Annotated in this window: 20 protein-coding genes; 13 read left to right on the top strand and 7 right to left on the bottom strand. The window is 71.4% G+C overall.

What is annotated here, in order from left to right:
- The first annotated feature begins 19 nt into the window (after window positions 1-19).
- The 5 genes from ABD466_RS14655 to ABD466_RS14635 are packed head-to-tail and all read left to right on the top strand — an operon-like array spanning window position 20 to window position 5,436.
- Window positions 20-1,111 (top strand): ABC transporter ATP-binding protein, encoded by a 1,092-nt coding sequence (locus ABD466_RS14655; RefSeq protein ID WP_344657574.1) that lies wholly within the window; start codon window positions 20-22, stop codon window positions 1,109-1,111.
- Entirely contained in the window at window positions 1,108-2,088 is a 981-nt protein-coding gene (locus ABD466_RS14650; protein WP_344657573.1) for an ABC transporter permease, read from the top strand. Before ABD466_RS14655 ends, ABD466_RS14650 begins: the two co-directional genes overlap by 4 nt.
- A 21-nt stretch (window positions 2,089-2,109) precedes the next feature.
- Window positions 2,110-3,033: an ABC transporter permease gene (locus ABD466_RS14645; RefSeq protein WP_344657616.1), complete on the top strand. Its 924-nt coding sequence runs from the start codon at window positions 2,110-2,112 to the stop codon at window positions 3,031-3,033.
- Window positions 3,030-4,025, top strand: coding sequence for an ABC transporter ATP-binding protein (locus ABD466_RS14640; protein WP_344657572.1), 996 nt, complete (start codon window positions 3,030-3,032; stop codon window positions 4,023-4,025). Before ABD466_RS14645 ends, ABD466_RS14640 begins: the two co-directional genes overlap by 4 nt.
- Window positions 4,026-4,047: 22 nt before the next feature.
- Window positions 4,048-5,436 carry a GH1 family beta-glucosidase gene (locus ABD466_RS14635; protein ID WP_344657571.1) on the top strand — a complete coding sequence of 463 codons (1,389 nt, stop codon included), beginning with the start codon at window positions 4,048-4,050 and terminating at the stop codon, window positions 5,434-5,436.
- Window positions 5,437-5,660: 224 nt separating this feature from the next.
- Here ABD466_RS14635 and ABD466_RS14630 read toward each other — a convergent pair whose 3' ends face one another.
- On the bottom strand, window positions 5,661-6,383 hold the full coding sequence (locus ABD466_RS14630; protein ID WP_344657570.1) for an MBL fold metallo-hydrolase: 723 nt from the start codon (window positions 6,381-6,383) through the stop codon (window positions 5,661-5,663).
- A 101-nt stretch (window positions 6,384-6,484) separates the two neighbouring features.
- Between ABD466_RS14630 and ABD466_RS14625 the strand changes: the two genes are divergently transcribed.
- Window positions 6,485-9,472: an AfsR/SARP family transcriptional regulator gene (locus tag ABD466_RS14625; RefSeq protein ID WP_344657569.1), complete on the top strand. Its 2,988-nt coding sequence runs from the start codon at window positions 6,485-6,487 to the stop codon at window positions 9,470-9,472.
- An 86-nt stretch (window positions 9,473-9,558) separates the two neighbouring features.
- Here the strand turns inward: ABD466_RS14625 and ABD466_RS14620 are convergent, their stop codons facing one another.
- On the bottom strand, window positions 9,559-10,401 hold the full coding sequence (locus ABD466_RS14620; protein WP_344657568.1) for an NUDIX domain-containing protein: 843 nt from the start codon (window positions 10,399-10,401) through the stop codon (window positions 9,559-9,561).
- Window positions 10,331-11,374, bottom strand: coding sequence for a rhomboid family intramembrane serine protease (locus tag ABD466_RS14615; RefSeq protein ID WP_344657567.1), 1,044 nt, complete (start codon window positions 11,372-11,374; stop codon window positions 10,331-10,333). Before ABD466_RS14615 ends, ABD466_RS14620 begins: the two co-directional genes overlap by 71 nt.
- Before the next feature lie 241 nt (window positions 11,375-11,615).
- Here ABD466_RS14615 and ABD466_RS14610 point away from each other — a divergent pair, with 241 nt between their 5' ends.
- Window positions 11,616-12,278 carry an acyltransferase gene (locus ABD466_RS14610; RefSeq protein WP_344657566.1) on the top strand — a complete coding sequence of 221 codons (663 nt, stop codon included), beginning with the start codon at window positions 11,616-11,618 and terminating at the stop codon, window positions 12,276-12,278.
- 216 nt (window positions 12,279-12,494) lie between these two features.
- Here ABD466_RS14610 and ABD466_RS14605 read toward each other — a convergent pair whose 3' ends face one another.
- Window positions 12,495-13,283 (bottom strand): GOLPH3/VPS74 family protein, encoded by a 789-nt coding sequence (locus tag ABD466_RS14605; protein WP_344657565.1) that lies wholly within the window; start codon window positions 13,281-13,283, stop codon window positions 12,495-12,497.
- Window positions 13,284-13,321: 38 nt separating this feature from the next.
- Complete coding sequence (locus ABD466_RS14600) at window positions 13,322-14,392, bottom strand: substrate-binding domain-containing protein (protein WP_344657564.1); 1,071 nt, start codon at window positions 14,390-14,392, stop codon at window positions 13,322-13,324.
- 192 nt (window positions 14,393-14,584) lie between these two features.
- Here ABD466_RS14600 and ABD466_RS14595 point away from each other — a divergent pair, with 192 nt between their 5' ends.
- The 5 genes from ABD466_RS14595 (at window position 14,585) to ABD466_RS14575 (ending at window position 21,127) form a co-directional block, all read left to right on the top strand.
- A complete protein-coding gene (locus ABD466_RS14595) occupies window positions 14,585-15,601 on the top strand; it encodes a hydroxyacid dehydrogenase (protein ID WP_344657563.1) in 1,017 nt (338 codons plus the stop codon).
- 162 nt (window positions 15,602-15,763) lie between these two features.
- Window positions 15,764-17,116, top strand: coding sequence for an ABC transporter substrate-binding protein (locus tag ABD466_RS14590; RefSeq protein ID WP_344657562.1), 1,353 nt, complete (start codon window positions 15,764-15,766; stop codon window positions 17,114-17,116).
- On the top strand, window positions 17,098-18,054 hold the full coding sequence (locus ABD466_RS14585; protein WP_344657561.1) for a carbohydrate ABC transporter permease: 957 nt from the start codon (window positions 17,098-17,100) through the stop codon (window positions 18,052-18,054). Before ABD466_RS14590 ends, ABD466_RS14585 begins: the two co-directional genes overlap by 19 nt.
- Before the next feature lie 37 nt (window positions 18,055-18,091).
- Entirely contained in the window at window positions 18,092-19,000 is a 909-nt protein-coding gene (locus tag ABD466_RS14580) for a carbohydrate ABC transporter permease (protein WP_344657560.1), read from the top strand.
- A gap of 42 nt (window positions 19,001-19,042) precedes the next feature.
- Entirely contained in the window at window positions 19,043-21,127 is a 2,085-nt protein-coding gene (locus tag ABD466_RS14575) for a right-handed parallel beta-helix repeat-containing protein (RefSeq protein ID WP_344657559.1), read from the top strand.
- Window positions 21,128-21,264: 137 nt separating this feature from the next.
- Here ABD466_RS14575 and ABD466_RS14570 read toward each other — a convergent pair whose 3' ends face one another.
- Both ABD466_RS14570 and ABD466_RS14565 read right to left on the bottom strand, forming a co-directional pair.
- Window positions 21,265-22,650, bottom strand: coding sequence for an NAD(P)/FAD-dependent oxidoreductase (locus ABD466_RS14570; RefSeq protein WP_344657558.1), 1,386 nt, complete (start codon window positions 22,648-22,650; stop codon window positions 21,265-21,267).
- Between the two features lie 117 nt (window positions 22,651-22,767).
- Entirely contained in the window at window positions 22,768-23,328 is a 561-nt protein-coding gene (locus ABD466_RS14565) for a CGNR zinc finger domain-containing protein (RefSeq protein ID WP_344657557.1), read from the bottom strand.
- A gap of 94 nt (window positions 23,329-23,422) precedes the next feature.
- On the opposite strand from ABD466_RS14565, the gene ABD466_RS14560 reads away from it, so the two are divergent.
- Window positions 23,423-24,733, top strand: coding sequence for an MFS transporter (locus tag ABD466_RS14560; protein ID WP_344657556.1), 1,311 nt, complete (start codon window positions 23,423-23,425; stop codon window positions 24,731-24,733).
- Window position 24,734 lies beyond the last annotated feature (1 nt).

Genomic DNA, 24,734 nt, shown 5'->3' with positions numbered 1-24,734 from the left:
TAGGTAAGGAGCGCATCAGATGTCGGACACGGCACGGCCGCCTGGCGCGGTGGTCCTGGAAGCCGAGGGACTGACCAAACACTTCCCGGTGCGAGCCCGGGGGAGGGCGGCGCTGACCCGCGCGCCCCGCGTGGTGCACGCCGTGGACGACGTCACGCTCACGCTGCGCCGCGGCCGCGTGACCGCGCTCGTCGGCGAGTCCGGTTCGGGCAAGTCGACGGTCGCGCGGCTGCTGGCGCAGCTCTACCCCCGGACCGGTGGCGACATCCGCCTGGACGGGACGTCGACGGCGGTGAAGGGCGGCCGGGCGTTCAAGGCGTACGCGAAGCGGGTCCAGATGATCTTCCAGGACCCGTTCGCGTCGCTGAACCCGGTGCACACCGTGCGGTACCACCTCACGCGAGCGTTGAAGATCCATGGGAAGAACGCCGACGGCGCGTCCCTGGAGGAACTGCTCGGCCGGGTCCAGCTGACGCCGGCGGAGCTGTACCTCGACAAGTACCCGCACGAGCTGTCCGGCGGGCAGCGCCAGCGCGTGTCGATCGCGCGGGCTCTGGCCGCCGACCCGGAGGCGCTGCTGGCCGACGAGCCGGTGTCGATGCTGGACGTGTCGATCCGGCTCGGGGTGCTGAACCTGTTGCGGGACCTGAAGGAGCGGCTGGACCTGGCCGTCCTCTACATCACCCACGACATCGCCTCGGCGCGCTACTTCGCCGACGAGACGCTGGTGATGTACGCGGGGCGGATGGTCGAGGGCGGCGACTCGGAGACGGTGACGCAGAGCCCCGCGCATCCGTACACGCAGCTGCTGGTCGAGTCGGCGCCGAACCCCGAGCGGCTCAGCGCCGTCGGGGACGAGGACGACGACGAGGACGGCGGCGAGCCGCCGAGCCTGATCGAGCCGCCGAGCGGGTGCCGGTTCCACCCGCGCTGTCCGCACGCGATGCCGGTCTGCGGGGAGCGGGTCCCCGAGCGCGTCGAGCTGACGGACGCGCCAGGGCACTGGGCCGCCTGCTGGCTCTACGCCGAGAAGACCGAGAAGACCGAGAAGACCGAGAAGACGGCCCAGCGGGGCGGGAAGACCGAAGAGACAGAGGGGGCCGCGTCGTGAAGTACTTCGTCCGCCGCCTCGGCTTCTACCTCTTCACGCTGTGGGCCGCGGTCACCATCAACTTCTTCATCCCGCGGCTGATCCCCGGCAACCCGGTGGACTCGCTGATCGCGCAGCGCAAGGGCCAGATCGACAGCAAGGCCGTCGAGTCGCTGACCGTGCTGTTCGGCCTGGACAAGCACCAGAGCCTGGCCTCGCAGTACTTCCACTACCTGGGCCAGCTCCTGCACGGCGACCTCGGCGTCAGCTTCCAGAACTTCCCGGAGCCGGTGACCACGGTGCTGGGCTCGGCGCTGCCGTGGACCCTGGGACTGATCGGCACCACCACGATCCTGGCGTTCCTGATCGGCACGCTGCTCGGCGTGTTCGCCGGCTGGCGCCGCGGCACGTGGGTGGACGCGCTGCTGCCGGCCACGTCGTTCCTGTCCTCGATCCCGTACTTCTGGCTCGGCCTGATCTCGGTGGCGTGGTTCACCGGCGTGGACAGCTTCCTGCCCAACTCCGGCGGCTACGACCCGGGCCTGATCCCGGGCTGGCAGATCGGCTTCATCGGCAACGCCCTGCGGCACAGCATCCTGCCGGCGGCCACCATCATCGTCTCCTCGGTCGGCGGCTGGCTTCTGGCGATGCGGAACATGATGGTCACCGTCACCGCGGAGGACTACATCACCGTCGCGCACGCCAAGGGCCTGTCCGGCCGCCGGGTGATGACCCGCTACGCCGCCCGCAACGCCCTGCTGCCGTCGGTCTCCGGCTTCGGCATGGCCCTGGGGCTGGTGGTCGGCGGCACCTTCCTGGTCGAGTACGTGTTCTCCTACCCCGGCGTCGGCCTGCAGCTGCTGAACGCCATCTCCGGTCACGACTACCCGCTGATCCAGGGCGTGTTCCTGGTCGTCACGGTCGCCGTGCTGGCCGCGAACTTCCTGGCCGACCTGGCCTACATGGCCCTGGACCCCCGCACCCGGAAGGAGGGCTGAACCGTGCGCTTCCATCTCCGGATGCCGAGCCTGAAGGTCACGGTGGGCCTGGCGCTGCTGGCCGTGTTCACCTTCGTGGCGTTCTTCGGCTCGGCCCTGGCGCCGTACGATCCGTCCAAGCGCAGCAGGGACATCCTGCAGGCGCCGTCGGGCAAGCACTGGTTCGGCACCACGCACCTGGGCCAGGACATCTTCAGCCAGATCCTGGTCGGCACCCGTTCCGTGATGTTCGTCGGGTTCGCCGCCGGGATCCTGGCCACCGCGATCGCGGTGCTGATCGGCGTGACCTCCGGCTACCTGTCCGGCGTGGCCGGCGAGAGCCTGTCGACGGTCTCCAACGTGTTCATCGTGATCCCGGCGCTGCCGCTGATCGTGATCGTCACCAACGTGGTGCCGGACTCCGGCGACTGGGCGATCGCCACGGTCATCGGCTGCACCGGCTGGGCGTGGGGCGCGCGGCTGCTGCGGGCCCAGACGCTGTCGCTGCGGCAGCGCGACTTCGTGCAGGCCGCGCGCGCCAGCGGCGAGTCGACGTGGCGGGTCGTGGTGTTCGAGATCCTGCCGAACCTGACGGCGATCATCGCCTCGTCGTTCATCGGCACCGTGATGTTCGCGGTGATGACCGAGATCGCGCTGGCCTTCGTCGGGGTCTCCGGGATCTCCGAGTGGAACTGGGGCGAGGTGCTGTTCTGGGCGCAGGGGCAGCAGGCCCTGGCGCTGGGCGCGTGGTGGTGGTTCGTGCCGGCCGGGTTGTGCATCGCGCTGCTGGGCACCGCGCTGTCGCTGGTGAACTTCGGCATCGACGAGATCGTGAACCCCCGGCTGCGCAGCAGCGGCCGCGCGGTCGTGAAGGCCGCCGACGGCCGGAAGGTGCGCATGCGGATCGGGTTCACGCCGGTGCTGTCGCAAAGCCCGGATGTGTCGAGCGAAGGAGGCGGCCGATGACCCCGGTCCTGGAGATCAAGGGGCTGTCCGTCGACTACGGGCTCGGCGGCAAGGCGGTCCGCGCGGTCCGCGAGGTGGACCTGACGCTGCGCCGCGGGGAGGTGCTCGGCCTGGCCGGCGAGTCCGGTTCCGGCAAGTCCACGCTCGCTTACGGCGCGACCCGGCTGCTGCCGCCGCCCGGCGTCGTCTCCGGCGGATCGGTGGTCTACCACCCGGACGACGGCGAGCCGGTGGACGTGCTGCGGATGACGCCCGCGGAGCTGCGGGCGTTCCGCTGGGACCAGCTGTCGATCGTCTTCCAGGGCGCGATGAACTCGCTGAACCCGGTGGCGACCATCGCCGCGCAGCTCACCGACGTGATCGAGGAGCACCGGCCGAAGTCGCCGAAGCACGAGCGGATGGCGCGCGCGGCCGAACTGCTGACCCTGGTCGGCATCTCCAAGGACCGGCTGGCCGGCTATCCGCACCAGCTCTCCGGCGGGATGCGGCAGCGGGTGATGATCGCGATGGCGCTGGCGCTGGAGCCGCGCGTGGTCATCATGGACGAGCCCACGACCGCGCTCGACGTCGTGATGCAGCGGCAGATCATGCGGCAGCTGGTGCGGCTGAAGCAGCGGCTGGGGTTCTCCGTCATCTTCATCACCCACGACCTGTCGCTGCTGGCCGAGTTCAGCGACCGGATCGCGATCATGTACGGCGGCCGGATCGTGGAGGAGGCGCCGTCGGCGGAGATCTACGCCGACTCGATGCACCCCTACAGCCACGGCCTGCTGCACTCGTTCCCGGCGCTGCACGGCCCGCGCCGCGGCCTGGCCGGCATCCCCGGCTCGCCGCCGGACCTGCGGGCCATGCCGCCCGGCTGTGCGTTCGCACCGCGCTGCCCGAAGGCCTTCGACCCCTGCCACACCGACTTGCCGCCGCTGACGCGCCCGGGCGACGCGACCGGCACCGACGACCGCACCGTCGCCTGCTGGCTGCACCCGGCCGCCTGACCCACCCCCGTTTAGGAGAACCATGATTCACGAGCTTCCCAGCGACTTCCGGTGGGGCGTGGCCACCAGCGCCTACCAGATCGAGGGCGCGGTGGCCGAGGACGGCCGGACCCCCTCGATCTGGGACACGTTCTGCCGCGTGCCCGGGGCGATCGACAACGGCGACACCGGCGACGTCGCCTGCGACCACTACCACCGGATGCCCGAGGACGTGGCGCTGATCAAGACGCTGGGGGTGGACACCTACCGGTTCTCGGTGGCGTGGCCGCGGGTGCAGCCGACCGGCTCCGGCCCGGCGAACGAGCGCGGCCTGGCGTTCTACGACCGGCTGGTCGACGAGCTGCTGGGGGCCGGCATCGATCCGTGGCTGACGCTGTACCACTGGGATCTGCCGCAGGAGCTGGAGGACGCCGGAGGCTGGCCGAACCGCGACACCGCCTACCGGTTCGCGGACTACGCCGAGCTCGTCTACGCCAGGCTCGGCGACCGGGTGGAGCACTGGACGACGCTGAACGAGGCGTGGTGCTCGGCGTGGCTGGGCTACGTGAAGGGCGTGCACGCGCCGGGCCGCCGGGACTTCGCCGACGGCGTCCGCGCCGTGCACCACCTGCTGCTCGGGCACGGCCTGGCCGCCGGCCGGCTCCGGGCCGCCGCCGCCTCCGCCGGCCGTACCGTGGACCTGGCGATCACCCACATCCTCGGCAACTCGATCCCGGCCTCCGACGACCCGGTCGACGTCGAGGCGGCCCGCCGCGGCGACGCGCTGAGCTTCCGCATGTACATGGACCCGGTCTTCAAGGGCGCCTACCCCGAAGACCTGGTCGCCGACCTCGCCGCGATCGGTGTGGAGATCCCGGTCCAGGACGGTGACCTGGCAGCCATCGCCGAACCCCTCGACACCATCGGCGTGAACTACTACCGCTCGGAGAAGACGACCGGCTACGCCGAGGACGGCTCCACCGCCGAGGCCGACGGCCGGCCGGTCACCCGGACCATCGACTTCGGCGACCGCCCCCGCACCCACATCGACTGGGAGGTCATGCCCGACGACTTCGCGGACCTGCTGGCCCGCGTCGGACGGGACTACCCCGGCTACCCGATCGTCATCACCGAGAACGGCGCGGCCTACGACGACAGCCCGGACGCCGACGGCTTCGTCGAGGACGCCGACCGTACCGCCTACCTCGAGGCGCACCTCGGCGCCGTCGTCGAGGCTCGCCGCCGGGGCGCGGACGTCCGCGGGTACTTCGCGTGGTCCCTGATGGACAACTTCGAGTGGGCCTACGGCTACGACAAGCGGTTCGGCATCGTGCGCGTCGACTACGCCACCCAGCTCCGGACCCCCAAGCGCAGCGCCCTGTGGCTGCGCGACGTGATCGCCCGCGTCCGCCGTGGGGACGGCCAGGAGTGACGCGGGTGGCGCCCGCGGACCGATCGCAGCCGGTCCGGGGGCGCCGGGGCGGGGAAGCCGTGTGCGCGGGCTTCCCCGCCCCTTGACGTGACCGGTATCGGCACGCCGAACGGCGCGGCGTTCCTGAACGCCCTGGGGTCATGAGTCCTCAGCGGCGCTGAGCGTTCGGATCACGGTGGCGCCGTCCTCGGTCCTCGCGGGCCGGGACGGCGCCATCCCCTTGCCTAATCCCGCTTCGCCTCCCGCAAGAACCGCCGCACCGTCTCCCGCGCGTTCTGCGAGACATGCTTCCCATGCGTGAACGCGGCGATCTCGTACTCCAGCTCGCCGAGCACGTCAGCGGTCTGCTGGTTCAGCTTCAAGTCGGTGCAGAACGAGCGCACCGACCACTTCATCTTCCGCACGTTCCAGATCGAGTCGCCCGTGATCAGCACGCCGTCGCCCTCGTGCAGCAGCGCCACATGGCCGGGGGTGTGGCCCGGCGTGTGCACCACGCGCAGGCCGCCGGCGACCGGGAGGACGTCGCCGTCGGCGAACTCCTCGCCGATCACCACCGGGGCGAACTTGTTGCCCTTCTTGCCCAACAGGTTGAGGAACTTGCCGCCGAGGGTCGAGCCGTCGCGCGGCGGGGCGTACCCCTCGCGGGCGAACGGGGCGTCGATGGCGCTGATGGCGACTTCGGCGTCGCTCTTCGCCTTGACCTTCGCGGCGCCGCCCGCGTGGTCGCCGTGGGCGTGGGTCAGGATGATGCGGTGGACATCGGGAAATGCCTTGCCGATGGCGCTGAGACCGGCTTCGATACGGGAAAGCGAGCTGGGCATGCCGGTGTCGACCAGCGTCACGCCGCCGTCGTCCTCCAGGACGGCGAAGCTGTTGACGAAGTCGAACGGTCCGGCCGGGATACGCCAGATCCGGTCGGTCAATCTGTATGCGGGCTCGCTGGCCATCGTGGGCCCTCCTCGACATTCGACAAGGTTTTTGCCCATGATGGCGGCACCGCATTGCGTGCCGATTGCGCCGCGGCGCGGTCGGAGGGATGGGGCTCGACATGCGATACGCGCTCTTGGGGTCGCTGAAGGTCTGGGACGACACGGGCGCCGAGATCTCGGTGCCGGCGGGGAAGCAGTGCTCTGTGCTGGCAGCGTTGTTGCTGCGGCCGGAGCAGGTGGTGGGGTTCGACACGTTGGTGGCGGCGCTGTGGGGCGACCGCCCGCCGGCCAGCGCGCGGTCCGGGCTGGCCACGTACGTCTCCCGGCTGCGCACCGTGCTCGGCTCCGGGACCGCCTCCCGCGTGCGGTATGAGGGCCGCGGCTACCTCTTCGCGCCCGAGCCCGGCGACGAGATCGACCACGTCCGCGCCGCCGAACTGGAGGGCAGAGCCCGGATCGCCGCGGAGGAAGGGCGCTGGAGCGCCGTCGGCGAGGCCGCGGCCGTGGCGCTGGGGATGTGGCGCGGCGAGGCGCTCGCCGATCTGGAATCCGACGTCCTGCGCGCGGAGTTCCTGCCCTATCTGGAGGAGCTGCGGCTCCGCCTGGAGCAGCTCCGCATCGACGCCCACCTGGCCCGTGGCGAGTTCGACGCCATCCTGCCCGCGCTGCGCGCGCTGTCCGGCTCCCATCCGCTGAACGAGCCCTTCCACGAACGCAACTTCCTGGCCCTCTACGGCGCCGGCCGCCACGCCGACGCGCAGGAGTGGTACCGCCAGGTGCGGATCCGCTTACGCGAGGAGCTCGGCACCGAGCCGTCCCCGTTGCTGCGCCGCTTCTACCACCAGACGCTGCGCGGCGTCGATGCCGCCGATCTGGTCGAGGAATTGCTCGGGCCACGTCGCCCGCACCGGCTCGGCGACAACGTTTCCGGGACGTTGGGGACACCCGGGACATCGGGAACGCCCGGGACATCGGGAACACCCGCGGCTTCGGCGGCATCGGCATCAGCGGTGTCGCCCGCCGCGACGTCCGCGGCAGCGGTCCCTGAGCCCGCCCACCCGCTGCTCCCGCCCCTGGAACACCAGCTCCCGTCCGCCCCTCGCCGCTTCGTCGGCCGCGTCGCCGAACTGGCCCGCCTCACCGAGGCCATGGCCGGCAACCACCCGCCGGAGCTGCCGGGCCTGACCCTCCTCGTCGGCATGGCCGGCATCGGCAAGACCGCCCTCGCCCTCACCTGGGCCCACCGGTCGGCCGCGGCGTTTCCGGACGGCCGCCTCTACCTCGACCTGAAGGGCTTCTCCGAACGCGGCGCACCGGTATCCGCCGACGAGGCCGTCCGCATCCTCCTGGACTGTCTCGGCGTCCCGGACCACCTACTGCCGGCCACCGCCGCCGGCCGGATCGCCTTGTACCGCGCGGTGATCGCGGACAAGCGCGTGCTGATCCTGCTGGACAACGTGCGGCACGCCGACCAGGTCCGGCCGTTGCTGCCGCCGGCCGGGCCGGCGCAGCTGCTCGCCACCAGTCGCAACGCCCTGGCATCGCTGGTGACCATCGACTTCGCGCGGACCGTGGCCCTGCAACCGCTGTCGGCCCTGGAGTCGCGCGAGCTGCTGAACCTGCGCCTGGGCCCCGAGCGCACCGCCGGGCGCGAGGACGCCGTCGCCGCCATCGCCGAGCACTGCGCCCACCTGCCGCTCGCCCTCGTGGTCGCCGCCGGCCGCGCCTGGGTGCGGCCCGACATCCCGCTGGACGACCTGGCGGCGCAGCTCGGCGAGGCCGGCGGGAACCTCGGCGCCCTGGACGGCGGCGACGCGGCGGTCAGCGTCCGCACCGTGCTGTCGTGGTCCTACTGCCAGCTCAGCGTCTGCGCGGCGCGGCTCTACCGGCTCCTCGCCCTCCATCCGGGCCCGGACATCGCCGTCCCGGCGGCCGCGTCGCTCGCCGCGCTCCCGCCGGTGGAGGCGCACGCCGCCCTGGTGGAACTGGTCGCGATGAACATGGCCTCGGTCGACGGCCGCGGCCGCTACCACCGCCACAACCTCCTGGAGGCGTTCGCCGCCGAACGCCTCGCGGCCGAGGAGGACGTCGCGGAACGCGAGGCGGCCTACGACCGCCTCGTCGACCACTACCTCCGCACCCTCGTGACCGTGAACATGCTCCACGCCACGACCGGCCTGCCGACCCCCGAGGACCTCGCCCCGATGCCGCCCGGGACCCTGACGACTCCGGTCGAGGACTCCTTCGGCGGCATCGCCTGGTTCGACGCCGAACGCGAGGTCCTGGCCGCGCTGCTGCTCGACCTCGCCGCCGCCGGCCGGGACGCCGAGGTGTGGCAGCTGGCCTGCGCCCGCTCCATCGGCCTGGGCCGCAACGCCCGCTGGGACGAGGACGTCACCGCCGCGCGCCTGGCCCTCGAGGCCGCCCGCCGGCTCGGGGACCGTGTCGCCGAGGCCCACGTCCACCGCATGTTCGGCCGCGATCTGCCGCGCCTCGGCGACCCCGAGGCCGGCATGCACCACCTGGACCTCGCCCTGCGGCTCTACGAGGAGGCCGGCCACGCTCCGGGGGCCGCCGAGACCAAGCGCACCATGGCCAACGTCCGCTTCCTGCAAGGCGACATCGCCGCCACCCTGCCGCTGCTGCGCGACTTCCTGGACCATGTCGAGGCCACCGGCGAACTGCACGCCCAGGCACAGGGCCTGAACTCGCTGGGCTGGAGCTACGCCCACCTGGGCCGCCTCCCCGAGGCCCTGGCCTGCTGCCGCCGTGCCCTGCACCTCAAGCTGGCCACGGGCCGCCACGAGCACATCGGCGTGCTCTGGGACAGCCTGGGCTACATCCACCACCGCCTCGGCGACTACGACGAATCCGTGTCCTGTTACCGCCGCGCCATCGACGCCTGCCTGTCGGAGGGCGACGACAACCAGGTCGCCCTGGCGGCCATGCGCCTGGGCGACGTTCTGCACGACCTCGGCGACCACTGCGGCGCCCGGCTCAGCTGGCGCGACGCCCTCAACGCGTTCGAGGAGCTGCGGCGGCCGGAGGCGGAGCTGGTGCGGCAGCGGCTGGCGGCGATTCCGCGGCAGCGGGCGGGGTCGGCGTAGGGCGCGCGGGGGCGGCGCGGGGGCGGCGCGGGGCGGTCGGGCGGCGCGGGGGCGGCGAGGCGGTCGGGCGGCGGGGCTGCCGCGCCTCAGCCGATCGACCGCGCCTGTCCTTCCCGGAGCCCCTGAACCGTCTCGCGTCCCTCGCGCACGGCCACGATGTGCTCCAAGCGCGCGTACATGTGGGGGTTCAGCCGCTCCCGTGCGCCGTCGAGATCGAAGAACCCGATCTCCGCGATCTCCGCCTCCTGCAGCCGGATCCGCGCGATGTCGTCCGCCGACAGGGTTCCGCCGTCGTATGCGAACTGGATCAGGGGGAGGCGGTCGCCCATACGCGGCCGCCAGTCGACCTCCAGCAGCGCCCCGGGAGCCACCTCCAGCCCGAGTTCCTCCAGCGCCTCCCGTCGGGCCGCGTCGGCCGGGAACTCGTCGTCCTCGACCACGCCGCCCGGGAAGCTCCACTTGCCGTCCGCGCGATACGGCTGCCGGACCAGCAGAACCCGGCCGTCCTCGTCGGTGAAGATCACGGCCGCTCCGACGGAGACCTTCGGCATGGACAGCGCCCAGGCGACGTAGTCCGCGCCCAGGCCCAGGTCCTCCATCCGCGGGGCGCCGGCGTTCACCGACCGCATGTAGATCCGCCCGATGTGTTCCTTCAGCACCTGCTCCGGGTCCGGCACCACGCTCGCCAGCGCCACCGACGCCGCCGTGATCACGTCGCAGAGCTCGGCCGCCAGATCAGCCGTGGTGTGGCTGGTCCCCTTGCGCGGGTTCTGGCCGCTGACGCCGATCAGCGCGGCCGCGGCCTCGCCGGCCTCCTCGGCCACCTTCAGCACCCGCAGCGGCACCGCCAGCGCCTGGTCAGTGTTCGGATGCCCGTCCAGCCACGCCTTCTGCTGGGCGATCACCTGCCACCACAACGGTGCGTCCATGGGTACCGCCCTTCGCGTCCCGGCCCTGGGGGTCGGCGGTGTCGTCGCCGTGCAGCGTCGCGGTCCGCACCGCCGTGGCCCCGATCAACAAGGCCAGTATCGCGGCCAGCCCCGCCAGTTGGACGGCACCCTGCCTGGCGCGCGGCGCGTACGCGATCACCAGGCCCGCCGCGACGCCGGTCACCAGCCCGCCGAGGTGGCCCTGCCACGACGTCACCCGGGACGCCGCCACCAGCCACACCACCGCGAAGATCAGCTGCCGCTGCGCGCCGAGGGGATCGAAGTGCAGCTTGCGGCTCAGCACGAAGTACAGGCCGATCAGCCCGAAGATGGCGCCGGACGCGCCGATCGTCTGGGTGTAGGGCGTGACGAGGAAGTAGCAGAGTACTGCGCCGCCGAGCGCCGACAGCAGGTACGCGGCCAGGAACCGCACCCGCCCGAGGTGCCGTTCCAGCACCACGCCGAACATCCACAGCGTCAGCATGTTGAACAGGATGTGCGCGGGGCCGAACGGCGGATCCGTGGGGAGCGCGTGCACGAACGCCGACGTGAACAGCCGGTACCACTCGCCGTGCGCGATGCCGATCGGGTGATAGCCGGGAGGCGGCGACGCCATGGGCTCGTAGAGTCCCTCGCCGGGACCGTCGAGCGCGTCCGGGAGCAGCGACAGCTGCTTCACCACCGAGTGCCGCATCAGCTCGGCCGCGTAGACCGCGAAGTTCAGGACGATCAGGCCGATGGTGACGACCGGCACGGCACCGCCCGCCGCGGCCTGGGCCCCGAACACGGTCCGCGCCTCCCGCACGTCCCTGTTCCCGCTCCGCACGCATTCAGGGCACTGAAACCCCACGGCGGCGCTGCGCATGCAGTCGGTGCAGATGAAGCGGTCGCACCGGGTGCAGCGGATGAGGCTCTCCCGCCCCTGGTGGCGGTAACAGGTGGTGACCGGGTTGGCGGGGTCGGAGACGGTCATCGACTGGGGGATCCTTCACGCGGATGCAGCGGACGGCGCAACGGGACGGGACACCCTACCGCGCGGCGCTCGTCCTGCGCCGGACCGTCGCCGAGGCGTCACGGAGGGGATCCCGGGGCCCCCGGCGAGGACGGTGCGGGGCGGCCGGTCCGACCTGGCGCCGGGCCCCCGCACGCGCCGGGCCCGACACGGCCGTATGCTGAGCCGACCCCACCGCGATCATGCGAAAGCGACCTCGCCCGTGCCCCGCCATCCCCGCTGGCTCGACCGCCTCACCGCCGCAGCGATCCGCGGCGTGTGGGACTGGGCCCGTGTGCGCGGCCGCATCACCGCCGCCGATCCCGGACGCTACCGCTTCGCCCACCTGGGCCCCGGCGCCGCGCTCTCCTTCCCGCTCGGCGCGCTGTACAACGAGCAGTACATGGCCATCGGGGAGGGCACGCTGGTCGGCGAGGGCGTGAGCCTGGCCGTGGGCTGGCCTGGCGAGGACTTCGGCGAGGACGTCGTGATCCGCATCGGCCGCGGCTGCTCCATCGGCCGGGGCAGCCACATCGTCGCCCACCTCCGTGTCGACATAGGCGACGACGTGTTCTTCGGCCCCTACGTCTACGTCACCGACCAGAACCACGGCTACACCGCCCTCGACATCCCGATCGGCCGCCAGGAGGCCGAGGACAAGGCCGTGACCATCGGCGACGGCTGCTGGCTCGGCGTCGGCTCGGTGATCCTGCCCGGCACGACGCTCGGCCGGAACGTCGCGGTGGCCGCCGGCGCCGTGGTGCGCGGCTCGTTCCCGGACCACTGCCTGATCGGCGGCGTGCCGGCCCGGATCCTGCGGCGCTACCGGGCCGACGAGGGCTGGCGCGCGGCGGACGTCTGGCCGGTGGGGGACATCGGCGACTAGTGTTCTGCGCCGGAAAACCGCTGCGGAGATCGACTCCAGGAACGACCCTGGCGGCGCCGGTGCCTTGACCGCTGCGCGGCCAAGCTGAACAGCCACGACCAACCAGGTCGAGGCAGTTCATCCGACTTGCCAGGCCCGACCCTGAAGCCGATTTCCATCTCCTTCACACCACAAGCTCGCCTCAGCCGTCGGGCACCGGATTTCCGGTGCAGGACACTAGTGGTGGCCGCCATGGCCGCCATGGCCGCCGGCCATACCGCCGTCGTGGCCACCGCCGGAGTGGTGGCTGTCGAAGTTCACAGCCGCGACCATCGCGCGGGCCATGGCCAGGTCGCGTGAGGAGTTGAAGGTGAACTTGAGCTCGGGCACCGAGGGCAGTGCCCGGGCCAGCATCGCCGCGAAGCGCTGCTTCTCGATCGCCCGGGCCAGGGCTGTGCGCTTCGGCCGGCCGAGCAGGCCGGGGTACAGCACCTTTCCGTAGCCGAGCATCCCGGCGATCCCGGCCAGGTCCCGATCCCGCGCGTCCGGTGCGTCCGGCGCGGCCCCGCTCCGCACCACCCGGTCCACGCGCGCCCGGGCCGCCGCGGCCGCCGCCGGGTCCAGCAGCCGGAACCGCCCATGGCGGGCCTTCGGCTCCTTCGCCTCCTTCGGCTCGTCCCAGTCGATGACGCCCCGGCTTCTGAGCGCCTCGAGGTAGGAGTCCAACGACGGCCCGGCCCCGTTCCGGACCCAGCCGTCGGGATGGCTTTCGCGGTCCTCCGGCCAGGCCTTCACCCGGCTCCAGGTGTCCGCCAGCACTTCGTGCGGCGATTCCGTCTCCTCGACTCCCGCGACCGCCGTGACGCCCCACCGGCCGTCCGGTCGCCGCAGCGTGATCAGTCCCGAGTTCAGAAGTTCGGCGAGCGTCGCGGCGCCGAGCCCGTAGCGCAGCACCTGCGATCCCCGGATCGTCCCCTTGCGCGGGTCCAACGCGATCAGAATGAGCTGTTCCCCGAGTGTCAGCACACTTCGACGATAACCGCGGCCGCCCGCGCCGTACACGCCTACAGCGTCCGCGCGACCCCCGTCGACTCCCGCACGATCAGCCGCGGCGACACGTCCACGTGCCGCGCCGGCGCCGCCGGATCGCGCACCAGGTCCAGCAGCGTCCGGACGGCGATCTCGCCGACCGCCTCCTTCGGCGGGGACACCGCCGTCAGCGCCGGGCGGGTGAGGGCCGAGAACTCGTCGTCGTAGGCCACGACCGACATCTCGCGCGGCACCGCGAAGCGGGTCGCGAAACCGTTCTGCAGCAGGGCCAGCGCGTCCTCGTCGGAGTGCACCAGCAGGGCCGTCGACTCGGCCGCGCGCAGCCGGTCGGCCAGCTCGTCGATCTGCTCCGGGCCCCAGGTCGGCCAGCCGGGCAGGTCGGTGCCGACGATCCGCGGGCAGCCGGTCAGCGCCAGCGCGTCGGCGGCCTGCTCGAAGCCGGCCAGCACGCTGCGCGAGGTCGGGGTCTCGCCGCGGGCGAACACCGCGATCCGCCGGTGCCCGAGTTCGTGCAGGTGCCGGACGGCCAGGCCGGCGCCGGTCTCGTGGTCGGTGCGCACCCAGGACGTGGACGAGGCCGACGGGCCGTGCGAGCGCCGCTCCACCAGCACCGCCGGCACCCCCAGCGCCCCGGCCCACTCCACCTCGTCGGCGGGGGCCAGCAGCACCGCCTGCGCGCCGGAGTCGACCAGGCCCATCGCGAGCGACAGGTCCTGCCCGGACTGGTAGTCCGACACGGCCACCAGCAGCCGGCCCTCGGGCTCGCGCTCGCGCAGCACGCGGCGCATCCCGTCCACGACCCGGTTGAAGTAGTAGGAGGACTTGGGGATCAGCGCGCCGATGACCGGCAGCTCGGCGTCCTCGGCCGAGTCCGCGCCGCGTCCGGTGGGGGCCGGTTCGGCGCCCGGCGGCAGCACCGCCCCGCCGTGCACCTTCTCCAGCTGGCCGGAGCGCGCCAGCTGGTCCAGGTCGCGGCGCACCGTCACGTCGGAGACGCCGAGGATCCCGACCAGTTCGGCGACCTGCACGGACCCGCGCTCGCGCGCCAGCCGCAGGATCAACGCGTGCCGTCGTGCGGCGAGCAACGATCCACCTCCCTCGCAGTGAGCGAAAGCTATCAGTCAGAACCGTTCACAGCATCGGCCGTCCCGGCGATCATCGCAAGCCGTAGTTACGTTTTTGTTTGTTTCTCATCGATTTTCATCGAACCTATTGACTTCCGGTTACCTCCTTCTGACACTGGTCACCGTTGTTCGATCAGAGAGGCGTCCCCGAGCATGTCCCGTCCCGTCGTCGTGCTGGCCATGAGGCCCGCGCTGCGTCCGCATCTGTTCGACGCGGCCGCGGAGGCGCGCCTGGCCGCGCTCGCCGACCAGGACGCGGCGCTGGTGGTCCAGGACTTCGCCGACCCGCGCGCCGCCGGCGCGCTGGCGCGGGCCGAGGTGCTGATCACCGGCTGGGACTGCCCGCCCCTGGACGCCGCCGCGCTGGACCGGATGCCGCGGCTCGGGGCGGTCCTGCACTCCGGCGGCAGCGTCAAACACCACGTCACGGACGCCGTCTGGGACCGCGGCCTGGCGGTCTCCTCGGCCGTCGCGGACAACGCGATCCCGGTCGCCGAGTACACGCTGGCGATGGTCATCGCGGCCGCCAAGCGGCTGCCCGCCATGGAGCGCGCCTTCCGCGCGGAGCGGGACGGCCGCGACTGGCAGTACTGGTCGGAGGCCTTCGGCCCGGTGGGCAACCACCGCCGGGTGATCGGCGTCGTGGGCCTGTCCCGCGTCGGCCGCCGGGTCGTGGAGCTGCTCCGGGTCCTGGACGCGACCGTCCTGGTCCACGACCCCTACGTGCCCGAGGCGCTGGTCCGTGAGCTGGGCGCCGTACCCGCCGAGCTCGACGACCTGGTGGCCGCCAGCGACGTCGTCACCCTGCACGCGCCGTCCACCGCCGAGACCCGGCACCAGATGGACCGCCGCCGCCTGGGCCTGATGCGGGACGGCGCTACATTGATCAACACCGCGCGCGGCGCCCTCGTCGACACCGGGGCCCTGGCCGACGAGCTGCGCGCGGGGCGGCTGTACGCGGTGGTGGACGTGACCGACCCGGACCCGCTGCCGGCCGGCTCGGAGCTGTTCGAGCTGCCGAACCTCACCCTGACCCCGCACGTCGCCGGCTCCATCGGCGGCGAGCTGCGGCGGCTGGGCGCCTTCGTGCTGGACGAGCTCCAGCGCCTGGCCGAGGGGCGGGACCTGCTCGGGCGGGTGCTGCCGGAGACCCTGCCCTCCATAGCGTGACAGAGACCTGACAGACTCCGATGCCGAGCGACCATGACGCTTGATGACCGTGTGAAGACCGGATCCGACCGGATCCGGCCGGACCAGACCGACCGCTTTCCCGCCTGAGCCACCCCCTGCTTCCGCCCTCACCGCCTACAACCCCAGAGAGCGAGTCCCGATATGCGAACCAGCACGAACGTCTACCGCGCGGGCGTCATAGCCGCCGCGGTCGCCGTCTCCGCCGCGAGCCTGTCCGCCTGTGGCAGCGCCAGCAAGCCCGGCTCCTCCTCCTCGACCTCGGCGTCCGGCGCCGCGGCGGCCGCCCCGGCCGGCATCGCGGACAAGGGCAGCAAGGAGTTCACGTACTGGTCGATGTGGCAGCAGAACGAGCCGCAGGCCAAGGTCATCAAGAAGGCCGCGGACGACTTCACCGCCGCCACCGGCATCAAGGTGAACATCCAGTGGCAGGGCCGCGACGTGATCACCAAGCTCACGCCGACCCTGAAGACCGGCGCCGCCGCCGACCTGGTCGACCAGTCGGTGAACGCCCTCGGCGCCCTGGTCGCCAAGGACGCCACCTCGGACCTGTCCGGCGTGTACGCCACCAAGGTCACCGGCGAGGACAAGACCGTCGGCGAGGTCATCCCGGCCAGCTACAAGACGTTCCTGAACGACAAGAACGGCAAGCCGTTCATCGCGCCGTACGAGGTCTCCTCCGAGGGCCTGTGGTTCGACGCCTCCAAGTTCCCCGACCTGGCGGCCAACCCGCCGAAGACCTGGGACGACCTGATCGCCCTGTTCGACAAGGCGAAGTCCCAGGGCATGGCCCCGGTCGCGCTGCCCGGCGACGACAAGTACTGGACGCTGCTGACCCTGCAGCGCACGCTGGGCACCGACGGCCTGAAGAAGCTGGCCGGCGACAAGACGGGGGCCGCCTGGGACGACCCGAAGGTGCTCGCCGCCGCGCAGAAGGTCCAGGACCTGCGCACCAAGGGCTACTTCATCCAGGGCTACGAGTCCTCCAAGAGCATCGATGAGGAAGGCAACTTCGCCAAGGGCAAGGCCGCCTTCTACCTGTCCGGCACCTGGGTGCCCTCGGAGGCCGCCCCGAACACCACCCCGGGCTTCAAGTTCGACAGCATCCAGCTGCCGGCCCTGGACGCGGGCAACACCGACACCGGCATCAACTTCTTCGGCTTCGCGGTCCCCAAGACCGCCTCGCACTCCGACGCGGCCGAGAAGTTCATCGCCTTCTTCATGAAGAAGGAAGAGCTGGCCGGGATCTCCACCCAGGCCGTGAACCTGACCCCGCGCGCCGACATCGACCCGCCGGCGCAGCTGGCCTCGATCAGCAAGGCGCTGGGCGGCACCGTCTACGCCGACCAGGCGCACCTGTCGGTGGACTACGCGGACTGGACCAACAAGATGTTCAACCCGGAGATGATCCGCCTGGTCACCGGCCAGGACGACGCCGCGAAGTTCGTCGCCAACGGCAAGCAGGGCACCATCGACTATTGGAAGTCCGCGTCGTGACGAGCGCGACGCTCGGTGCCCGGCGGGGCCGGGTCCAGGGGCAGAGCGGGTCGCCCCTGGCCCGGCGCCGCCGGCGCGTCTTCGGGCCGTTCCTGGCCCCGGCGCTGATCCTGTACACGGTGCTGTTCATGGTGCCGACCGTGTACTCGTTCTACGCCAGTTTCACCAGCTGGGACGGGTTCTCGGACCCGCGCTGGAAGGGCACGTTCAACTACGAGCACCTGACCCGCGATCCGGCTTTCAAGGACGCCTTCTTCAACACCCTGAAGCTGCTGTTCGGGTGCGGGATCTTCCTGTTCGTCCTGAGCTTCGCGTTCATGCTGCTGCTGCGCGAGATGAAGGGCCGCAAGTTCGTCCAGGGTTTCATCTTCCTGCCGCACATCGTCTCCGGCGTGGCGCTGGCCGCGTTCTGGGGCTTCCTGCTCAGCCACGACGGGATGGCCAACAAGGCGCTGCACTCGCTGGGCGTCGGGCCGGTGGACTGGCTGAAGCCGGAGTGGCAGTTCAAGGCGATCCTGGTCGCCATCGTGTGGATCAACACCGGTTACTACGTGACCATCCTGATGGCCGGCGTGGACCGGATCCCGCCGTACTACTACGAAGAGGCCAAGCTCGCCGGGACCAACGCCTGGCAGCGCTTCCGGCACGTGACGCTGCCGATGTCCTGGGACGTCATCGGGACGGCCGCGGTGCTGTGGACCATCGGCACGGTGAAGATCTTCGAGTTCATCCTGGCCTTCTCCGGGTCCCAGGGGAACCTGCCCACCACCAACCAGTGGACGTCGGCGCTGTACGTCTACGGCGAGACCATCGGCGGCACCAGCCCCATCTACGACTTCGGCCGGGCCTGCGCCGGGGCCGTGGTGACCCTGGTGGCGGTCGTGCTGGTGGTCGTCGTGCTGCGCCGTGCGACCAGCCGCGACCGGCTCGAGCTCTGAGACACCCGCCACCACGGAAGCGACAGGGAGGACCCCCATGAGTACCGCCACCACCGGCCCCCGCGCCGCGGCCGCGCAGGATCCGCAGACCCCGGCCGCGCCGCCGGCCGGGCGCCGCCGGATCCCCTGGGCCCGCCTGTCCGGGACCGCCCTGATCTGGCTGTTCGTCGCGTTCTGCGCGTTCGCGTTCCTGTTCATGCTGCTCAGCTCGCTCAAGTCGAGCTTCGACGTGCTGAACCACCCGTTCCGGCTGCCCACCGAGCTCAAGTTCTCGAACTGGTCGCAGGCCTGGCACGACGGCGGGTTCGGGCCGGCGTTCGCGAACTCGGTGCTGGTGGTCGCGGTGGCGGCGAGCGGGACCGTGCTGATCGCCTCGCCGGCGGCCTACGTGCTGGGCCGCAACCAGGGCCGGGTGTCCGGCGGGGTGAGCCTGTATTTCGTGCTGGGCCTGGGCATCCCGATGCAGATCATCGTCCTGCCGCTGTACTCGATCATGGCCAGGCTGCACCTGATCGACAACCTGGCGGGCCTGATCGTCCTCTACATCGTGGTGAACCTGCCGTTCACCGTCTACCTGCTGATGTCGTTCTTCGCGACCCTGCCGGGGGAGCTGGAGGAGGCCGCGGCGCTGGACGGGGTGGGCCCGGCGATGACCTTCTGGCGGATCATGCTGCCGCTGGCCAAGGGCGGGCTGGTGACCGCGCTCATCCTGGTGGCGATCTCGTGCTGGAACGAGACCTTCCTGGCGCTGATGTTCCTGCAGACGAACGACAACTTCACACTGCCGCTGGCGCTGGTCAACTTCCTGACCCAGCAGCAGTTCACCGGTCAGGACTTCGGCGTGATGTTCGCCGGGGTCTCCATCGCTGTCCTCCCCATGCTGGCGCTGTACGCGTGGCTGGGGCGGCGCATCACCGAGGGCCTGACCCTCGGAGCGGGGAAGTAGTTCTTCCATCCACGCACCACCATCCCACTGGAGGTACGTACTTTGAGAGCGCCCATACGCTCTTCCCTCTCCGCGCTGGGGGCTCTGGCCCTCGGCACGGTCGGCCTGATGGCCGTCACCGTCCCGGCTGCCCACGCGGCCGGGACGGTCTATTACGTGGACTGCTCCGCGGCGAGTGACGGCACCGGGACGTCCAGCTCGCCCTGGAACAGCCTCGGCGATCCGAGCGGGCACACCTTCGCGGCGGGGGACACGTTGTCCTTCAAGGCCGGGACCACGTGCAACGGCATCTTGTCGCCCAAGGGCTCGGGGACGTCCGGCTCGCCGATCACCGTCAACGCCTACGGCTCGGGCGCCAAGCCGGTGCTGGAGGGCGGCGGCTCCGGCGAGTACACGGTGCACCTGGTCGACCAGAGCTACTGGACGATCAGCGGCTTGAAGGTGCAGAACACCTCGTCGACGCGGGCCCAGCGCGAGGGGATCCTGGTCGAGGCGTCCGGCGCCGCGAACCAGGCCGGGATCACCATCACCGGCAACGAGGTCGCGAACGTGGCCGGCTGGGGCGACAAGACCGGGACCAACGCCGGGTGGTTCTCGAACTCGGCGGGCATCGCGGTGCGCGTCGCGTCCGGCTCCGGGGTCTTCAACGGCGTCTCGATCACGAACAACACCGTGCACGACGTCGGCGGCGGCGGCATCAAGATCGAGGGCGAGGCCTCGGCGATGCTGACCGGCGTCTACATCGGGCACAACACGATCACCAAGGCCGGCGGCGACGGCATCGTGATCCACGACAGCGACACCCCGCTGGTGGAGTACAACACGGCGGTCGACCTGGGCCTGGGCGCGTACCCGTTCGTGGCCGGGAACTTCGCCGGGATGTGGCCGTACCACAGCAAGAACCCGACGTTCCAGTACAACACCGTCGGGGCGCAGCGCGGCGTGGTCAACGACGCCACCGCGTGGGACTGCGACATCAACAACACCGGGACGTGCACGTACCAGTACAACTACTCGTACGGCAACGCGGGCGGCTTCTACCTGGACTGCCTGTCCGGCTGCGGCGGCGCGGCGACATCCACCAACGTGGTGCTGCGCTACAACATCTCCCGCGACGACTGCCGGTTCACCAACTCCAGCACCGGCACCGGCGTGCACTACATCTACAACAACACCTTCTACTGCCCGGGCAAGCCGGTGACGGACACCCTCGGCGGCAACGTGGTGTGGCAGAACAACATCTTCGTGGCACCGACGGCCTCCTGGGCCACCGACGCCTCGGCGACGTTCGACGGCAACACCTACTTCGGCGGCATCACGGCACCGTCCTCCGGCGACGCCCACGCGCACACCGGCGACCCCCTGCTGACCAACGACGCCGCCGGCACCCTGGCCATCAAGCTCCGCGCCGGCTCCCCGGACCTCGGCACCGGCGTGGTCGTGGCGAACAACGGAGGCGAGGACTTCTTCGGCAACGCCGTCTCCGCCACCGCGCCCCCCAACCGCGGCGCGTACAACGGGGCCGGAGACAGCAGCGCGCTGCCGTTCGCGGCCTCCCTGACCGACACCGCGGTCACCGTCGACGCCAACGCCTGGGCCGGCAGCCTGAACTCGGCCACCCAGAGCGGCAAGAGCTTCTCCGTCACGGCGCTGGCCGACGCCGGACTCGTGCAGGGGTCTGATGTCACCGCCGCCGGCGTGGACTTCGGGCCGTGGCACCCGCAGGACTTCGACACCACCGACAGCGTCATCGCCTCGGGCCAGACCATCGCGGTCACCGGCACCGGCACCAAGGTGGGCTTCCTGGGCTTCAGCACCACCCACGGCGTGAACGAGGCCGGCACGCTGAACTTCACGGACGGCACGTCGCAGCCGTTCACCCTGACCCTGTCGGACTGGAACGACACGACGCCGGCGGCGGGCGACACCCTGGTGGCGAAGGCGACGTACGCGAACCAGCACACGTCGACGTACAACGGGAGCACGACGACTGTGAGCGGCTCGTTCTCGGTGTGGGCGTACAGCGTGGCGCTGCCGAGCGGCAAGACGCTGGCGTCGGTGACGCTGCCGAACCTGGCGGCGTCGAACGCGACGTCGCAGCATCTGTTCGGGATCGCGGTGGGATGAGCGGTCGCTGAGCGGTAGTATGGAGGCGGGCGCCGGGTCACTCGGCCTCGGCGCCCGCCGCCTCCGTTCCGAAGCGCGCCGGTCGACGAGCGCGCGTCGAGCGCGCGTCCGTCTTCGAGCCCGGCAGGCGGCCTCCATCAAGCCGCCGGTGCCGCCACCGCCTCGCCCCCGGCCCCCGAAACCCCGCGCGTCCGCTCGAGGATCTCCTCGCGCGTCAGATACACATCCGTGTACTCGAAGTCCTTCAGCGACGCCGCCCGCTCCGCCTGGAAACCGGTCCGCACGAATTCGTCCCCGACCAGCGAGTTCAGCATCCACCCGGCCGCGGTGCGGAACCGTGCGCTGAACGTCCGCAGTGCCATCAGGTGGTATCCCCGCGCCACGATCTGCGCGGGCAGCCCCGACAGCGGGATCCCCAGTGGCTTCGACACCGCCTTGACCCCTCCGAGGTCGACGACCAGGCCCAGGTCCTTGTGGTGGTAGTCCTTCAGCGGGAAGCCGCGGACCGCCGACATCACGTTCTCCGCCGCGGTCCAGCCCTGGCGCATCGCGTGCTGGGCGGTGGGCGGGCAGACGGCGTCGCCGCCCTTGTGCAGGTCCGGGACGGCGGCCGCGTCGCCGAAGGCGAAGACGCCGGGCAGGCCGGGGACGGTGAGGTCGGCGTCGACCACCAGGCGGCCGCGGTTGGTGGGGGCGCCCATGGTGGCGATCAGGGGGCTGGGGGCGACGCCCGCGGTCCAGATCAGGGTGCGGCAGGGGAGTTTGCGGCCGTCGGTGAGGGTGACGCTGTCCTCGGTGCACTCGGCCACCGAGACGCCCAGGGAGACGTTCAGGCCGCGCTTGCGGAGGATCTTCAGGGCCTTCTGGCCCAGCTTGTCGCCGAGTTCCGGCATCAGCTTCGGTGCTATGTCGACCAGGTGCCACTTCACCAGCCTGCCGTCGAGCGCCGGGTAGCGCTTGACCGCTTCGGTGGTGAGCCGTTGCAGGTACGCCGCGGTCTCGGTGCCCGCGTAGCCGCCGCCGACCACCACGAACTGCAGGCGTGACTCGCGTTCGGCCGCGGTGTCCGCCACCGCGGCCAGGTCCAGCTGGGCGATCACGTGGTCGCGGATCCACGCCGCCTCGGCCAGGGTCTTCACGCCGACCGCGTGGCGGTCCACGCCGGGGATGTTGAACTGCCGGGTCACGCTGCCCGGGGTGAGCACCAGGTAGTCGTAGCGCTCGACGGTCTCCTCGCCGTCGATCTTGCGGATCACCACGGAGCGGGTCTCGGTGTCGATGCCGATCGCGCCGCCGGGGATGATCACGGTGCGCTTCAGCATCCGCCGCAGCGACACCGCGACCGCCTGCGGCGTCAGCACCCCGGAGGCGACGTGCGGCAGCAGCGGCAGATACAGCTGGTGGTTGACCGGCGTCACCAGCCGGATCTCGGCGTCGTCGATCGAGAGTTTCTTCTCCAGCTTGTGCGCGCACTCGGTGCCCGCGAAGCCGCTGCCGACGACGAGGATCTTGGGGCGGCTCATGGCGGTGGTCTCATCTCCCGTGGCAGTGCCGGCCGGTCTTCCGTCCAGCGTGGTGCGGAAACCGCTCCAGCGCATTTCGATGGGGAGGAATTGTGCCGAACAGGTGAGATGATCACGTTAGCGGCGGTTCGTCCCCTTCTGTACGGCGGGGTCCTCTTGCTCCTTGCGGCGCTGGTAGTGGCGAGCCGCGCGGGCCCGGTTGCCGCAGGCCGCGCCGCAGAACTCCTGCCGGTGGTGCGTCCGCACGAAGAACTGTACGCAGCCGGGCGCCTGGCATGCCCGCAGGCCCGCATGGTGGTCGTCGGACAGGAGTGCGATCGCGGAGCGTGCGAGGTCGGCCAGCATCCGGTCCGTCTCCGACGCCGACGCGTGCGCCACGACCTCACCGGAGCCGGTCAGCTCAAGCCACTGAGGCGCGGACGCCGACGCCGCGTTCACCGTCGCCAGTGCCGGCGCGGGATACGGCTCCTCGTCGGCCGCCGCGGCGATCAGGGTGCGGATCGCGTCGCGCAGCGGGCCGAAGCGTGGTTCGGGTTCCACGCCGTGGTCGGCCAGCCAGGCGGCGAGGTGGTCGCTGGCCCGCCCGCGGGAGGCGCTCAGCGTGTTGGCGTAATCCAGGGCCAGGGGGGCGGCGGGGGCGGCGGTCGGGGAGGTCGGGGAGGTCGGGGAGGGCGGCATGGATCTAATGGTAATCCAGGGTTGCATCCATTAGAAGCCTTCGGCCATGATCTAACGCATCCAAGCGCATCCATCCGTTAGAAAGGCTTCGGCCGTGACGTCTGCCGCCGTCCAGACCGCCCATCCGTCCGGGACCCGGGACGGCGACGCGCCGCCCTCCCTGTGGCACAACGCCGACTTCCTGAAGTTCTGGCTCGGCGAGACCATCTCTCTGTTCGGCACCCAGGTCACCGCCCTGGCCCTGCCGCTGACCGCGGTCACCGTCTTCCACGCCACCGCCGGCCAGGTCGGCCTGCTCCGGTTCCTGCAACTGGTCCCGTACCTGCTGCTGGCCCTGCTGTTCGGCGCGCTCGTGGACCGCATGCGCCGTCGCCGCGTGATGCTGGTGGCCAACGGCGCCCGCCTGGTCCTGATCGGCCTGATCCCGCTGCTGTCGGCCACCCACCGCCTGAACCTCGGCCTGCTGCTCGCCCTGGCCACCGCCATCGGCGTCTTCTCCGTCCTCTTCGACGTCAGCTGGATGTCCTTCGTGCCGGCCGTGGTCCGCGACCCGGAGCGGTTCGTGGAGGCGAACCAGAAGACCGGCGTCACCTCCTCGACCGCCGACGTGGCCGGACCCGGCGTGGCGGGCGCCGTGATCGGGGCGCTGACCGCCCCGACCGCGCTGGCCGTCGACGCCGGCTCCTACCTGGTCTCGCTCGTCACCCTGCTGTGGATCCGCACGCCCGAGGCGAAGCCCGGGCGTCCGGCGTCCGAAGACGGGAGGCGCCGGAACATCGCCGCCGAAGTCCGCGACGGCCTGCGCTTCGTCTTCGGCCACCGCGTCCTGCGGCCGCTGGCCCTGCTGGCGCCGTTCTCGAACTTCTCCCTGGTCTCGGTCTGGACCATGTTCCTGGTCTACGCCTCCCGCGACCGCGGTCTGTCCCCTGCGCAGATCGGCCTCGTCTTCTCCATGTCCTCGGTCGGCGGTCTGCTCGGCGCCTCGCTGTCCCGCCGCGTCATCGCCCGGTACCGCTTCGGCCTGGTGTACGCGGTCTCGATGGCCGCGATGTTCGCCGGCCCCGCCCTCATCCCGCTGGCCGCCGGACCGCGCCTGGTGCAGCTCGGCGTGTTCGTCGCCGCGTTCTTCCTCTCCTACCTGGGCCTGGGTGTCGCCAACATCGTCGTGATCAGCATCCGGCAGGCCGCGACGCCGGCGCCGCTGATGGGCCGCATGACCGCGGCCTTCCGCACCCTGCTGTTCGGCGGCGGCTCGCTCGGCGGTCTGGCCGGCGGGCTGCTGGCCGGCGCGGTGGGGGCCCGCGAGGCGCTCGCCGTCGTCGCCGCCGCCTCGCTGCTGATGCTGGTGCCGCTGGCGCTGTCCCCGGTGTCCCGCCTGAGGTCGCAGGACGAGGTGCGATCATGAC

This window comes from Catenulispora subtropica (genome assembly GCF_039531675.1).
GTDB classification, from domain to species: domain Bacteria; phylum Actinomycetota; class Actinomycetes; order Streptomycetales; family Catenulisporaceae; genus Catenulispora; species Catenulispora subtropica.
The sequence above is the reverse complement of the archived record's forward strand: the minus strand, read 5'-3'. Positions and strand labels throughout refer to the sequence as shown.